8 protein-coding genes are annotated in these 14,690 nt (G+C 48.7%); 4 read left to right on the plus strand and 4 right to left on the minus strand.

Annotated features, from left to right (window positions below):
- On the plus strand, positions 1–2,793 hold a 2,793-nt coding region (locus tag PAT3040_RS01420), incomplete at its 5' end, for an S-layer homology domain-containing protein (protein WP_181376386.1).
- Positions 2,794–2,868: 75 nt separating this feature from the next.
- Here PAT3040_RS01420 and PAT3040_RS01425 read toward each other — a convergent pair.
- The 4 genes from PAT3040_RS01425 to PAT3040_RS01440 are packed head-to-tail and all read right to left on the minus strand — an operon-like array spanning position 2,869 to position 9,216.
- Positions 2,869–5,226 (minus strand): alpha-L-rhamnosidase-related protein, encoded by a 2,358-nt coding sequence (locus PAT3040_RS01425; protein WP_108991243.1) that lies wholly within the window; start codon positions 5,224–5,226, stop codon positions 2,869–2,871.
- Between the two features lie 13 nt (positions 5,227–5,239).
- The gene (locus PAT3040_RS01430; RefSeq protein ID WP_181376387.1) at positions 5,240–7,390 is read right to left on the minus strand and encodes an alpha-galactosidase; all 2,151 of its coding nucleotides are present in this window, start codon (positions 7,388–7,390) and stop codon (positions 5,240–5,242) included.
- A gap of 45 nt (positions 7,391–7,435) precedes the next feature.
- Positions 7,436–8,314: a carbohydrate ABC transporter permease gene (locus PAT3040_RS01435; protein ID WP_087568178.1), complete on the minus strand. Its 879-nt coding sequence runs from the start codon at positions 8,312–8,314 to the stop codon at positions 7,436–7,438.
- A 17-nt stretch (positions 8,315–8,331) separates the two neighbouring features.
- Complete coding sequence (locus tag PAT3040_RS01440) at positions 8,332–9,216, minus strand: ABC transporter permease (protein ID WP_108991255.1); 885 nt, start codon at positions 9,214–9,216, stop codon at positions 8,332–8,334.
- Between the two features lie 248 nt (positions 9,217–9,464).
- Between PAT3040_RS01440 and PAT3040_RS01445 the strand changes: the two genes are divergently transcribed.
- From PAT3040_RS01445 to PAT3040_RS01455, 3 genes are all read left to right on the plus strand, one after another.
- Positions 9,465–11,198 carry an extracellular solute-binding protein gene (locus PAT3040_RS01445; RefSeq protein ID WP_087568177.1) on the plus strand — a complete coding sequence of 578 codons (1,734 nt, stop codon included), beginning with the start codon at positions 9,465–9,467 and terminating at the stop codon, positions 11,196–11,198.
- 95 nt (positions 11,199–11,293) lie between these two features.
- Entirely contained in the window at positions 11,294–12,994 is a 1,701-nt protein-coding gene (locus tag PAT3040_RS01450; RefSeq protein ID WP_108991245.1) for a cache domain-containing sensor histidine kinase, read from the plus strand.
- Positions 12,995–13,009: 15 nt separating this feature from the next.
- The gene (locus PAT3040_RS01455) at positions 13,010–14,659 is read left to right on the plus strand and encodes a response regulator (RefSeq protein ID WP_108991246.1); all 1,650 of its coding nucleotides are present in this window, start codon (positions 13,010–13,012) and stop codon (positions 14,657–14,659) included.
- Positions 14,660–14,690 lie beyond the last annotated feature (31 nt).

Raw genomic sequence — 14,690 nt, forward strand, 5'->3', positions numbered from 1 at the left:
ACTAATTATTTTAAGCTTGAATTTCCTGTGGAGGGAGCTTTCTTTTATAATCCGCAGCTGTCCAGTGTGAAAATCGTTTATGCCGGAGAATGTGGCTGCTCGGATCCCTTGACTTATTCGGATGAGCTCAATGATTGGTCAGTTGCCGACTCTCACAGCAATGGCTTGCAATTCGACACAGGCAACAGTGAATTAGTGAGCGATTCCAGCAGAGTCATTCGGTCAGATGTTAGTGGGACATTACCCGAATCTATCGTTTATCATTTTCAGGATAAGGGAATCACCGGCGCAACCGCGTCCGCCCTTTTCTCCGAAGAAATCGAAGCGATCCGGGATTTTAAATTCTACACTTCGAAAGACGGAAGTATATGGAGTGAACATACTAGAACAGGTTTAATCGATACGCATCTGGAGGCTATTCCATGGATCAATCGCCAATATAGACTGACCGATATAGCTGCGGGTACAACTTATTTAAAAATCGAATTCCCGCTAGGCGGAATTAATTACTGGCTGCCGCAGCTAAGCCGTGTATCGATCCAGACCACACCTTCAGCGCCTACTAATGTGACCGCGACCGCAACGGGAATGACAGAGGTTCAACTGGGCTGGTCCGCTTCCACGGGAGCTGTATCGTACAACGTCTATCGCGCTCTCAGCGCTGAAGGTGCGTATGAAAAAATCAATCCATCCCCAATAACAGCAACGGCCTACGTCGACTCCGGTCTAACTGCCGGCTCAACCTACTATTACAAAATCTCTGCTGTTGGAAACACGGGGGAATCCGGCGCAAGCGATGTTGTCAGCGCCACAACGCCATTAACGCGCACCGTCGTTTATAAGGATGAACTTGATGATTGGAGCATCGCACATTCTCATAGCCCGGGCCTGTCATTCGACACCCAAAACGGAGCTTATGTCGACGATAACAGTCGTGTGATGAGAGCAGATACTACATCTGTCGAATCAATCGTTTACCAATTTGACGGTATGCTGCGTGCGGATGTAAACGGACTCTTCTCCCATACTCAGGAGGAGATTAACGATTTTAAATTTTACCTGTCACAGGATGGTACCAATTGGACCCCCTATATCGGCGCAACTATCCACGACACACCGATCACTACGATTGTGTGGACCAATCGAAAATATACGTTGGACAATATCCCGCAGGGTACTGCCTATTTGAAGATCGAATTCCCGCAGGGGGGCTTATATTTTTGGAACCCGCAGTTGAGCCGAGTGGAAATTCATGCGCCGGAGAATGAGGAGCCTGAGGAGCCAGAAGCCCCAACAGGCTTGGCGGCAAGCTCATCCGGCACGTCCTCTATTGAGCTGGGCTGGACGGCTGTGACTGGGGCAAGCTCGTATCATATCTACCGGGCTTCGGCATCAGGCGGTCCTTTCACAAAGGTGAACACCGAACCCGTGACCGCTACTTCTTACATCGATACCGGCTTGACGGCAGGAACTACTTATTATTATCAGGTGACGGCGGTTCAAGGAGGAGTAGAATCTACGCATTCGGCAACAGCTAGCGCTGCGACAGCCTCCCTCCCTCCGAATCCACCATTAGACCAGCCTATTGGTTCCGGGCCACAAAAGGATACCACATCGAGTGAGCCGAAGATCATCGTATCGGACGGCAAGCTGCAAGTCGATGCAGCAGCTAGCAATAGCGGGATGGTAAGTCTGGATCTGCCAGATGAGCAAATCAAACAGGCGATAAAAACGACCATGGAAGGCATACTCACGATTGAAGTCATTACAGGGGAAAAACGGCAGACAAAAGATATTGCGCTCTCGATCCCGCTTCAGTCGTTGTCAGGCGCATCCGGTACGATCCACACCATTCGGGTTCGTACAGGATCCGCCACCATGGAGATCAAAGTCGATCCATCAGCAGGTATCGTAGGGGCTGATTCTTCCAAGCTATCGCTCCATATTTCGTTAGTCGATCCGTCCTCGCTGACTAAGGAGGCAAGACAACGAATCGGCAGCCAGACGGTTTACGATTTTTCTCTATCCGTCGATGACCGCGAAGTGAACCGGTTTGATTATCCAGGCGCTATTGTCCTGTCGTTAGCCTATACGCTTGGCGACGGAGAGCATCCGGATCAGATCGTAAGCTATTTCATTCGGGAAGACGGTGCTTTGGAGATCGTACAGAACTCCAAGTATAAGGCGGCGACCGGCGAGGTGACCTTTCAACCCGCTCACTTCAGTCTGTATGCAGCTGCGCATGTCGATGTGTCGTTTATCGATCTGCATCAAGCCGCCTGGGCGGAATCTGTTATTCGCACGCTTGCGGCTAGAGAGATTGTAAATGGCAAGGGTGATGGAAGCTTTCAGCCGAACCAATCCGTCACACGTGCAGAGTTCTTGCAGATGCTGATGAAAGGGCTAAACCTTATGGATGCCAACGCATCAAGCCAATTTAGCGATTTGAAGGAAGGCATGTGGTATTATCAAGCCGTTGCAAGCGCAGAGGCGCTGGGCATAACGCAGGGGCGTGGCAACGGAACCTTCGATGCAACGGCCACGATTACCCGCGAGGAGATGGCTGTCATCGCTTATCGTGCAGTACGGATGACACAGTTGCTTAAATTGTCCGCAACAAACAATAGCAAGCCGTTCACCGATGGCACGCAAATATCCGCATATGCGGAGCAGGCAATCAGCAGCATGCAGCAGGCAGGCATCATCAACGGGTTCGAGGATGGATCGTATAGGCCGAAGGCAACCGCAACACGCGCCGAATCGGCATCTATTCTTTACAAATTGCTTTTCTAAGACAAAAACTTATACTTTCGTAAATTTAAGTAAAGATGGCCGGCCAGGAGTAGATCCTGACCGGCCATTCTTTATTCAAGGAATCGCTGCTATAAGTTCCTTTCCGCTGTTGTTCACAATTCGAACCTCATAATCAGACGGAGTATGGAGCGAGTAGTAAATGCGGTCTCCTTCCAACCGCCATTGCAGCTTAATGAGCTCTGCACCTGCGGGAATTGCTCCTTCACACCAATGCAAACCATTATCCTCAAACTGAACAATCAGTTTCTTGGCAATAGGGTCAATCCCCTTCAGGCCCAGGGCATCCTGGTATAGCCAATAGACGACGTGGGATGCGAACCCATGATTGCAGCTGGCCAGATTGCCCGCGTGTTCCCATAGGGTCCCGGTTCTTTCTGCCATATGAATGAAGTATCCTTCCATCTGCTCAAGCAGCTGCCGGCTTCTACCATAAAGCGATAGCAGATCCAGGCGCAAATAATTCCCAATGAAAGCATTGGCCTCCGGAACAGCCGGATAGACCTGCCTCGCGTCGCGCGATGGGCCGAACTGATCCATAATAATCGTCCATAATTCAGGATGCGAGTCCGGCGTTGCAATGCCGAAATAAAAGGCGTAATATTGGCACACCTCGGTTGTATGGTTCGTTAGCTGCAGCTTGCCGTCGATCCTAACCGCATTATCAATAAAAAATGAGCCATTATAAGACTGTTCCGCAATAGTATGACGAATTATCGAGGCCTGTTCTGCGAGCCGGAAATCGTCGTATATACTGCCGGCTGCATCTAACGCTGCCGCATACAGCATGTTGCTGGGATAATTAACATCCTGCACATAGTCATTTGCCTTAGACCACTCGATAAAGACCCACTGCTCCAGATTTTCCAACAAGTTATCCTCGTTAAGGAATGGACGGAAGTAATCAAATAAAGCATAGACCTTAGGCTTCAAAGCCTGAACTAGCTGGAGATCCCCCGTTCTGGCCAAGTACTCTTGAAGCTCCAAAATGAACCATAAAGCCCAGTTCGGAATAAAATTGCCGTCATCGTGATCGGCGGGATAACACATTGGCAGCATGCCGGCTGGAAGGGGATCGAAGCGCTCAGGAAGCAGGTAGTTCTCCAGAAAGCTTCGCTCCATTTTGGAGCCCCCCGTCAGAACATGCTCCACCCTGGCCGTAAAAAAGCTGTCGCAAAGCCAGCCAGCTCGTTCACGCGAAGGACAGTCCATCAATAAATCCGATGCATTTTGCCGGAAGGTTTCCGCTCCAGCGGCATAAACGGCGTTTAACTCCGCACGATCGCATTGAAATACGGCTCTTTCGGTATCGGGATTGTTGTATTCCCTAAGATATAACGCCTCCACTTCGCAATGTCCGTCCATCACCAGCAGCTTTACATAACGCATCGTATAAGGCTCGAAGCTTTCCAGATCATAGCTCCCAACCTCTAATTCGCAGCCTATGACGTTGGCGCAATCCATACGTGTAAAGTCGATGTCCCCATCGGTTACAAGCTCATCGAAAATGAGATACAGCTTGGTTCTTTCCCTGCATGTAAACTTGCCTCCAAGGAAGCCGGTTCGGTTAAGTCCCCAATCTATGATTTGACACGAAAGGGCCGAAAGCCGCAAAGCTTCCTCCGCCTTATAGGGGGAGGAAGTCAGCGATGTTTTTATGGTCCTTACTTCTTGCATTTCCAAGGTAGGGACAACCTCAAGCTCGCCTTCGGCGTACCCCCCAAGTGTAGGTCCGATATCGGTTAACGATCGGTCCTTCCAATAAACCTCCGGTACATTTCCAATCGTAAAACGCTCTCTTTCCTGCTTGGCTACGGGACTTCTTTTTTGAAAGGTCGAATAAGAAATCCCGCGGGCAATGACGGCTTTATGCTCTGCTTCTGCACAGGTCTCGACTGCGAGCGCAATGGTATCGTCGGTGCGCCAGGCGTGGCTGCTTTCTCGCCATCTGTAGTACTCGATAAAGGGTCTCTGGAAGCTGTATCGTTGTACCTTTTGTATCCGTTCCGACAATAGTGCGGCTTGAAAGTCGTCCGAGTCCTCGGAGGTTGCGCGAAGAACCGTCCCATCCACCCGGATTTCGGCTTGCAGAAAGGCAGGCTGGTTGGGCAAATAATAGCTGTTAACGTTATAGCCGACCACTTCGATAGCGACCATATTTTTCCCTGCCTTAAGATAAGGGGATAACTCCCATTCGTCCATGCGGTAAAATCCGTGCGGGCCTCTCGCCGGGCCGTGGCCTGCGAATTCTCCGTTGACATAAACACGATACAGGCTTGATCCCGTCATACAAAGCAGAGCATTCTGCGCAGCATCCCAATCAAAAACCGCTCTAAAGCCTACGGTCACGTTCATTTCCTTATCCTTGCCGCGAGGCCAAACGGGCTTCGCCTTAATAAAACCAATTTCGGACATAAAGGATACCACCCTATTTTTGATCTATTTCAACTGCCTCAGCGAGCAACCTTTGTATCTGCAGCACGAGCACGCCAGGTTGTTCGACGATATGCAGCTCCAGACCCTCCTGCAGCGTTTTCCCGTTAAAATAGCCTACCAAGGAGCCCCTCAAAACATCATAAACGGCATACCGTTCCTCGGCCTTCATCCAGGGAAGCGCATAGGATTGGTTTGGCTGCTCGGAGTGCTCTGGACGAAAGACGACAATCAGTCCTTCGCCATCTTCTTTCAGCTTGGCGAAGCCGTCCCACTCCTTGGCCGTTGATTTGACCCGGGCAGCCTCATAGAAGGAGTACGGATGGAAACGACGGTCGACATGATCGGGCGCATCCGAAGCGGGGAATGTATCGGATACCTGGTGATACGCCAGGAAATCGAATTCCGTCCGGTAATCCTTGACCCACTTGATCCACTTTCCATAGTGTTCCCGGTCTGCGCCTGACAGCTTTCGCAAATCGCCGTAATATAAACCGTGCGCGGCTAATGCCGACCAAAATCCGACATGGCGGGACAACGGATCCGTCAGATGGCAGGAGCCGAAGTTTAACGTATAGCTCGGAACGACTCGGCTTCTTGTATGGATCATCCGGCGCAAATTGTCCAGCCACGCTGTATCCGAGTTGACAATCCAATTTTGATGGGCGTGCTGGATGAGCGCCAAATCCATGTTATGCAACACGCCGTAAAGCTCAAACGTCAAATCCAGCAGGCAGTCCGGATTTCGGTTTCTCAGTTCGTCCATGATCCAAAACATGCTGCGGTATATCCGAAGATTGGACGACTTCTGCGTTCCATGATGATGGTCCCTGCTATGGCAGCCAATCGACTTATGGGGATTGTAAGGGTCGCGAACGGCAGCAAGATCCAGCTTCAACAGCTTTACATCGTATTTCTTTACCGTCCGGTCGATCTCATCCAGGATCCACCCCTTAAAGTCCGAATCCAGACACATGATGGCCGTGTCCTTCCACCCGACCATAAAGCCATGCTGCTCGTTCTCATCCGTCAGAAACCATTCGGGATGCTCCTTGGCGATGGAGGAATCGATATGCATATTGCTGACCGACATCCAAAGCCCCAGCTTGATGTTAGATGCCCGGCACGCTTCCACGATAGGATCCAGCCCGCGGGGGAATTTAACGGGATCGGGCTCAAAATCGCCATGGAGGAAATACCATCCGCAATCCAGCTGATAAGCTTCAATGCCCATTTCCGCAGCTATTTTAATATTTTCCAGTACAATTTCCTCGTTGATATCCGAATAGAAGGTTTCCCAGGTATTGACGGTAAACGTTGGCACCTGCTCGGGGAGACAGACGGACAATCTATTTTTTACGAAGCTTCCTAACTGCCGATCCACAACATCCTGCCATTTCTCATGACAGAAGGATAAAAAGAAGGAACAGTCGGATTCAAACGTCTCGCCGGGCTCCAACTGCCATTCGAAGATGGTTTCTTCCTTGTCGTTATAGCCGATATGAAGATGGTCTCCGTTCGCGAACAGCTCCATATGCTTCATGGACCCAGGCGCTTCCGTCGCGACAAGCAAACCTTCGTTTGCATCCGGCCATTCGATCGCCATCACACTATCGTCCATACAATTGGATACGGCAGCGGATGTTTGGGTGAAGAAAGAGTGGTGCACCTGTCTTCCTTCTCCTGGAGACAGTGCGAGCTGCTCCCAGCCCAAATATTGAATTCTGACCGGATAGTCCGCTTTGCTGCTAATCGTCATCCTTTTGCGGATGACGGGATGCTGATGATAAGCCTGGTAAATAAGCTCCACCGCAAGGAGCGAACCCGCAGACCCCCAACTTCCGATCGCAAAGGGGAGATAGCCGGCGTCTCCTCCCGCTCTCAGCATCAGACGAACCGTTAACGTCTCCGATTCTTCCGATGAGATAAAGCGATGCGACTCGTAGCTGAAGTCTCTCGTCTTCAGCACCATCATGGCCTCACCATAATAGCAAATGAACGAAAATTCCTCTTCCGTATCCCTTGCAGGCTTTACGTACTCGAATCCTGTTGTTTTGTTTTGAAGCGATACCGTACGAAACAGTCCCTCTTTGTTAACCTCAAACCCGCGTGAAAGCCACTCATTTTCGATCGAAATTTTTGTCATCTCATACATTCCTTTGTTATGGACTAGGCTTGCCCTATCATCCCACTATCCTTTTACCGATCCCAGAACCATGCCTTTAACGAAGTATTTTTGCAGAAACGGGTACACAAGCAGAATCGGAATTGCTCCGATAAAAATTTGGGAAGCCTTGACTGTCGCATTCGAAATTAATTTGACATCCTCCGGCTGCAGATTGATTTTGCTGAAATCTTGTGTGACGACGATGGTCTGCAGCAGGGTGCTTAATGGCCATTTTGGGGCATCCGTCAGATAAATCATCCCGTCAAACCAGGAATTCCAATGAGCGACCATCGTAAATAACGAAAGGGTAGCAAGGGACGGCAGAGAAAGGGGCAAATAGATGCTGAGCAGCGTTCGGAAGTGATTGGCTCCATCTATCGTTGCGGCCTCTTCGATTTCTCTTGGCACGTTTCGAAAGAAATTCATCATGAGCACCATATTCCAAGCGGATACCGCCCCCGGCAACACCAGCGCCCAGATGGAATTCATCAGCCCCATTTTTTGCACGACGATATAAGTGGGAATCAGGCCTCCGTTAAATAACATGGTAAATACAAAAAACCAGGTATACAGCGCTCTGCCTCGAAACCTCAAGTGCATCTTGGAAAGTGGATACGCCGTCAAGACGGTAACCGCCATCCCAATTCCCGTTCCCAGAACGACTCGTTCAATCGAAACCCCTATGGAGCGCATGAAGTTGGGGTTGGAGAAGGTTTGTTTGTAGGCCTCGATATTGAAGCCTTTTGGCCACAGTCCGACAAGATTGGCGTTGGCAGGCGCTTGGGCGCTTAACGATACAGCGAAAATATGGACTAACGGCAGAATGCAGGTAACCGACATAATCAGCAGAAACGCGAAGTTGAACGCATAAAAGATTTTATAGGATCGAGCTTTGTAATACATGCAGCAGCCTCCTTGATTTAGAATATACGGTAGTTGGCAAATTTGTAGGCCATGCGATAAGCGACAACGATAAGGACGAAGCTGATCAAGGCTTTAAACATGCCAATGGCTGTCCCGAAGCCGAACTGGGTTTGGAGCAAGGCAACCCGGTAGGCAAAGGTATCGATAATGTCTCCTTTATCGTAAACAAGCGCATTGTACAAGTTGAATATCTGATCGAAGCCGGCATTGAGAATGCTGCCGAGCGACAATGTGCCAAGCACGACGACAATTGGAGTGACGGCCGGGATCGTAACATGCATCGTTTGTTGCCAGCGCCCGGCTCCGTCCATTTCCGCCGCTTCGTATAGAGCCGGATTGACGGCAGTCAGCGCCGCAAGGAACAGAATGGTGCCAAAGCCGAACTCCTTCCAAATATCGCTGGCGATTACCGTAAACCGGAACCAGTCCCCTTGGACTAAAAAAGGAATGGGATCCAAGCCAAACCATGAGCCCAGCAGTTGATTGACGGGCCCGCTAGTGCCGAGCATGTTAATCAAAATGCCCCCAAGGATAACCCACGACATGAAGTGAGGAAGATACACAAGCGTTTGCACCATACGTTTGAAAAAGATGTGGCGCAGCTCATTTAACAACAATGAAAAAATAAATGGAACAAACAATCCGAAAATGATTTTGAGACCCGCAATAAAGAAGGTGTTGCGAATGACCTGGAGACTGTCCTCCCGGTCCAGCATGCGGCGGAAGTTATCCAGACCAACCCATGGCGAATCAAAAAAACCTAGCCACGGCTTAAAATCTTGAAACGAGATGACCAGTCCAAACATCGGCAAATAAAGAAAAATAACAGCCAAAACGATCCCGGGAATAAGCATCACATGGAGCTGCCACATCCGCATCATATTTGATGTTTTTTTGTTTAAATTCAAATTTCCTTCCCCCTAAACGTATGTTATTTTTATTGTATAGGACGACGTTTTAGGCAGATACGCCAATCTTTCAATAAAAAAAGCAATCTGTTAACTTTATTTTTTCGATTTTTCATTCCCGTTAAGGAATTGCTTTTTTTCTTGATTTTGTTTTCTATTTTCGATATTCATTTTTCGCTATGCTTGGTTTGCACTTACAAAATACATGAGGAGGTCAACAAATGATCAGATTCAAAAAAGGGCTCTCAGCCGCTTTGACCTTGATGTTAACGGTCTCTGTTCTAGCTGCATGCTCAGACAATTCCAACAGTCCTGCCCCTCAGGAAACCAAAGCAAGCGAGACCCAATCCCCCGGAAATGAAGGCGCTCCCAATCAAACCGACGAACAAGGTGTAGAGACTGCGCCGTTTAAGGACGGGAAATACGATCCGGCTATTCCAATGAATATCGTCGTTCCGATCGGCGATGATACGATGTATTTCAACGGAGAAACGGCCGAAAAAAACATATTGTTCGATCAGTTCAAGGAAAATCTGGGTTTGGACATTAATGTGTTGTGGACGGCCCCTACTAAAAATGAAGGCTTTAAAACAAAGTTATTGCTATCTCTGTCCTCCGGCGAGAAGCTGCCCGATGTCATCAATACCATGGGAGATGTCGAATTAACGAATCTATTAATCGAATCCGGAAAATTTATGGATCTGACCGATCACATCGACAAGTATGCATCCGAAGGTGTCAAACGAGTGTATGACGAAAACCCGGAATTGTTCCATTCCGTCACTCGCGACGGCAAGATCATGGCATTGCCGATTCCTGCCTGGGGACCAAACGGAGCGCCAAACATGTATGTTCGCCAGGATTGGTTAGACAAACTGCAGTTGAAAGCGCCAACAACAATTAAGGAATTGGAAGCCGTTATGGAGGCGTTTGTCAACAACGATCCGGATGGCAACAACGTCAAGGATACGGTTGGTTTGGCTGTTCAGCTTAAAAATCCAACCAGCGAAGTCATAGCGGATGCAACCGCTTTGTATGGAGCCTTCGGGGTGCTTCCAAGCAATTGGGCCAAATCGGAGGACGGACAATCATTGATATACGATCCGATCCAGCCGGAAATGAAAACCGCGCTCAGCACATTTAGAAGCTGGATGGAAAAGGGCTATATCTCCAAGGATGCACCACAGCAAGATGGAGGAACTGCCGCACAGCTGTTCACCTCCGGCAAAGCCGGCATTATATTCGGACCGAACTGGCTGCCGTATTGGCCGCTGCCGGATTTGGCAGTCAACGTTCCCGGAGCCGAATTCAAGGTGTATCCTATTCCAGTTGGCGAGAACGGCAAAGCGGAACGCCGCGTATTCTCTCTTGTCGGCGCAAGCGTCTTGGTCAACAAGGATTACAAACACCCGGATGCCGTATTCAAGTATGCCGATGTCATGTTCACGCTTGCCAATGTTGGCGGGATTTGGGATCTGGACACGAAGTCTTTAATGGATAAAGGGTATATGGAGGAGGGGGCAGGCTCTAACTACCATGTAGTGAAATATGGATTTATGCCCAATTATTTCGTCGATCCATGGTATCAGATTGATGGATATTTGGATTTAATGCTGGCAGGAAAACCAGGAAGATCGCCTGGTGAACAGGAAGGGTTCGACAATTGCTTAAGCAATCCGCAATGTATTGACGGGCAAATCGAATCCATGAAGGTTTGGAAGGCACAACAAGATGCCGACGTTATGAGCTTGTACTCGGGGCCAGTGACGCCTACTCAGAAGACGCAAGGCGATTTCCTGAGCAAGATGGAATATGAAACGCAAATGAAAATTATTTTCGGCACGGCTCCGGTTGAGGAATTCGACGTGTTCGTAGAAAAATGGAAGTCCGGCGGCGGAGATAAAATTACGGAAGAAGTCAATGAGTGGTATAGAGCAAATATTTTAAAACAATAGATTGCAATAGGGAGGCGAAAACATCATTCGCCTCTCTTGTTCGTTTCGTATTTTCAAAGCTACAATGAATAAAACATAGATGAGGCGGTTCCTTCATGATTAGAATGAACAATTTCACCAAAGTCAATATATTGATTCTCATCCTGTTGGTCCCCGTCCTCATTTTGTATATCTACTCCAACCAGAAAAACATTGGCGTTATGGAGCAGCATATCCGCGATTCCCAAATGAACCGTTTGTCTTCCCTGCACAAACAGTTGGACGACAACGTAAAACAAATATCGATGATGGCGTACGTGCTTCTCAGAGATCCGAACGTAAAGGAGTTCCGCGACCTGGACTTGTATGCCAAGGACGCTAATTATACCGCGTTCAAGACGGAGCAAATCATTAGCCAGAAGCTGAATTTGCAAAGTGTCGCCAACGCGTTCACGAATTCTATTACGATCTATGCCCCTAGAATTCAAAAGGCGATCGGCCAGCACTCGCTTGTTCATTATAACCAAAATGAGATTGACCGATATGCCATGCCAGACTGGCAGTATAGCCAAACTGATAAGCAATTTACATTATACGCCTTTGATCCCATCCATGAGCATAACCTCGTGGCCAATGCCAGTCTAATCGCCAAGGTCGGATTCTCGGCGGATAATATTGTAAAGCTGCTGGACAACTTTCATGGCGAAGGGAACGGCGGAACGTTCCTGTATAACCCCGCAGACAGAACCGTGATTCCATCCGGTCGCACGGCAAAGTTGGCAGATGGAATCGCGAATGAGATTTCGAGCTGGGATTTAGGAAATCAAGGCTACGAAACGGTTGATATCGATCAAAGCAATTATTTTGTCAATTACGTGAAGTCGGATGGGCTTGCGTGGTATCTGGTCGATTACGTGCCGATGCAAGAAATTATTACCCCCATCACCTCCAGCAACCGTTATTTCTTTTTATTTCTTGGCATTTTAATGTGCGTCAATCTGCTCATTTTATATATATTGCACTCGAATATCCGAAGGCCGATCAAGGAATTGATTCGCGGCGTCCAGCAGATGAAGAAAGGCAACTATGCTGCGAGAATTCAAATAGAATCCGAAAATGAGTTCAAGTTTTTGTTTCAGCGGTTTAACGAAATGGCCGGGGAGATCGAGAATTTGATCGGCAAGGTGTACGCGGAGCAAATCTATTCGCGCGAGGCGACATTAAAGCAATTGCAGTCGCAGATCAACCCCCACTTCCTGTACAATTGCCTGGCTTTCATTAAAAGCATGGCGGTGTTGGAAGAAAAAGAGTCGATCATCGCCATGTCCGTCAGCCTCAGCAAATATTATCGTTATAATACAAGAAACGAGAAGCAGCTCGTTACGATTCGGGAAGAAATGGAGCTTGTAAACAGCTATCTAAAAATTCAGGGTCTCCAGATGAAAAGATTACAGGTGATAGTCGACATCCCTGATGACATGCTAGACCTCGCCATACCGAGGCTGCTGATTCAACCCATTATCGAAAACGCGATCATTCATGGTATAGAGCCGCACCCGGATGGGGGACAGCTTACGATCCGCGGCGAGCGCCGAGAAGGAGAAAACCGCATTATCGTCGAGGATGATGGCCCCGGACTGGATGAACAGGGAAGACTCATGCTGTCGAAAAAGATCAATATGCCTCTGTCAGATGAAATTGGCTGCGGGTTATGGAACGTGCATCAACGGCTGCGGCTTCAATTTAGTCCAGAGTCTGGCTTGCAATTTGAGTCTAATTCTTCCGGAGGTTTAAGGGTTATTCTTTATTGGACATAAAAGGAGGAGATTCGAATGTTTCAAATCCTGATCGTGGATGATCATGAGCATTTGGTCGAAAGCCTGGCGAAATCCATTCCGTGGGAGGAGCTGAATATCGGCCAAGTCTATAAAGCCTTCTCAGGCAAGGAAGCGTTGCAAGTACTGGATACGTATCCTATCGAGATCGTTATTACGGATATCCGAATGCCGGGCATGTCGGGGCTGGAACTGATCGAACGCATTCGGCAAAAGCGGAAAAGAATCAAGTGCATTTTATTAAGCGGCTATTCCGATTTCGAATATGCCAAGCAGGCGATCCTCTATCATACCGCCGACTATATCCTCAAGCCCGCCGACGATGAAGAGATCATCGCATGTTTGCAGAGAGTAACCGAATCCATTAACAAGGAATGGGAGGAGATCAGCTCACATCAACGTACGCTCTACACCCTAAAGGAGAACTTCCCAAAGCTGAGAGACGGCTTGCTCAACGAGCTGCTTCAAGGTCGCAGCTTTCCGCCGGCGGTATTGGAGCAGCAGCTGGAGTCGTTCGACATTCCGTTTGCAGCAGGAGACGGGGTTACGCTTATGATCGTCCGTATGGACGAATCGTTCTACACTTATAACCGCCGGGATTTTCACTTAATGGAGTATGCGATAGGCAATATGGCCGAAGAAATATTTCAAGATGATTACATGCTGTGGACGTGCAGAGATCCCCATGATTACCTGATTTTTTTGATCAAAGAGAAGGCGGAGCCGCATGATCACCCTCATGCTGGTCATACCTCCACCCCTCTCAGACCTTTGAAACTGGAACGCGAGGCAAGCGAACTGCAAAACAGTGTCGGAGCGTTCCTTCATGGCCGTATATCCATATTAATCAGCAATAAAGGCCTATTTCCGCAAGATATTCCGAAGCTGTACCAATCGTCTCTGAGCCTGGTCAGACAACGCTTTGGAAGAAACGAGGAATTTCTTATATCAGCGGGCTCGTTTAGCGATTCGCTGCCCGTCGACTCTTCCATCGGTTTGTACGATTCTCCGACGCTTGTTCAGCTTTTGGAATCGGGGCGCTGGGATGCGATAGAGGAAAAGCTGCAAACGGTGTTTCAGATCCATGATCCGGATAACGGGCAGCCCTCTCAAGAGCATATTATGGAAATTTATTTTGCCGTGGGGAGCGCGCTGATTCATCTGTCCCACAAAAACGGGAAGCGGCTCGAGGACATCATCGGCGAAGATTTCGGTTTGCTCCTGCAGCCTGTGCCCTTTCGAAACATCGATCAGCTGCAAGTATGGGTGTCGCGAGTGCTAGAAAAAGTAAAAGCGGATATGAACAGCGAACAAGGCGAAACGTCTGCCTTCCTTGTCAGGCGGGCTCAGGAATATGTCGAGTCGCATCTATCGGGGGATACTTCCCTACAAGCAGTCGCAGATTTCGTTTATGTTCATCCCGTCTATTTATCCCGCATCTACAAATTCGAGACCGGCGAAGGGCTAAGCGCCTACATTTTGCGTCTGAAGATGATCAAAGCGGAAAAGCTTCTGCTGGAAAGCAATAAAAAAGTCCATGAAATCGCCGAAGAATTAGGCTATGATAATCCGCCCTATTTCATTAAAGTATTCAAAAAACATTCCGGGCTGACCCCGAAGGAATTTCGTGATCAAAGAACAGGGTAAGGCACGCGATAGCGGCTCTCCGCCACCATGG

Origin of the sequence: Paenibacillus agaridevorans, assembly GCF_003112455.1 — a bacterium.
GTDB classification, from domain to species: Bacteria; Bacillota; Bacilli; order Paenibacillales; family Paenibacillaceae; genus Pristimantibacillus; species Pristimantibacillus agaridevorans.

Excerpts from the sequence above, each read along its gene's own strand:
- PAT3040_RS01425 (WP_108991243.1), bottom strand. The coding sequence starts at position 5,226 with ATGTCCGAAATTGGTTTTATTAAGGCGAAGCCCGTTTGGCCTCGCGGC.
- PAT3040_RS01430 (WP_181376387.1), bottom strand. The coding sequence starts at position 7,390 with ATGACAAAAATTTCGATCGAAAATGAGTGGCTTTCACGCGGGTTTGAG.
- PAT3040_RS01435 (WP_087568178.1), bottom strand. The coding sequence starts at position 8,314 with ATGTATTACAAAGCTCGATCCTATAAAATCTTTTATGCGTTCAACTTC.
- PAT3040_RS01440 (WP_108991255.1), bottom strand. The coding sequence starts at position 9,216 with ATGATGCGGATGTGGCAGCTCCATGTGATGCTTATTCCCGGGATCGTT.
- PAT3040_RS01445 (WP_087568177.1), top strand. The coding sequence starts at position 9,465 with ATGATCAGATTCAAAAAAGGGCTCTCAGCCGCTTTGACCTTGATGTTA.
- PAT3040_RS01450 (WP_108991245.1), top strand. The coding sequence starts at position 11,294 with ATGATTAGAATGAACAATTTCACCAAAGTCAATATATTGATTCTCATC.
- PAT3040_RS01455 (WP_108991246.1), top strand. The coding sequence starts at position 13,010 with ATGTTTCAAATCCTGATCGTGGATGATCATGAGCATTTGGTCGAAAGC.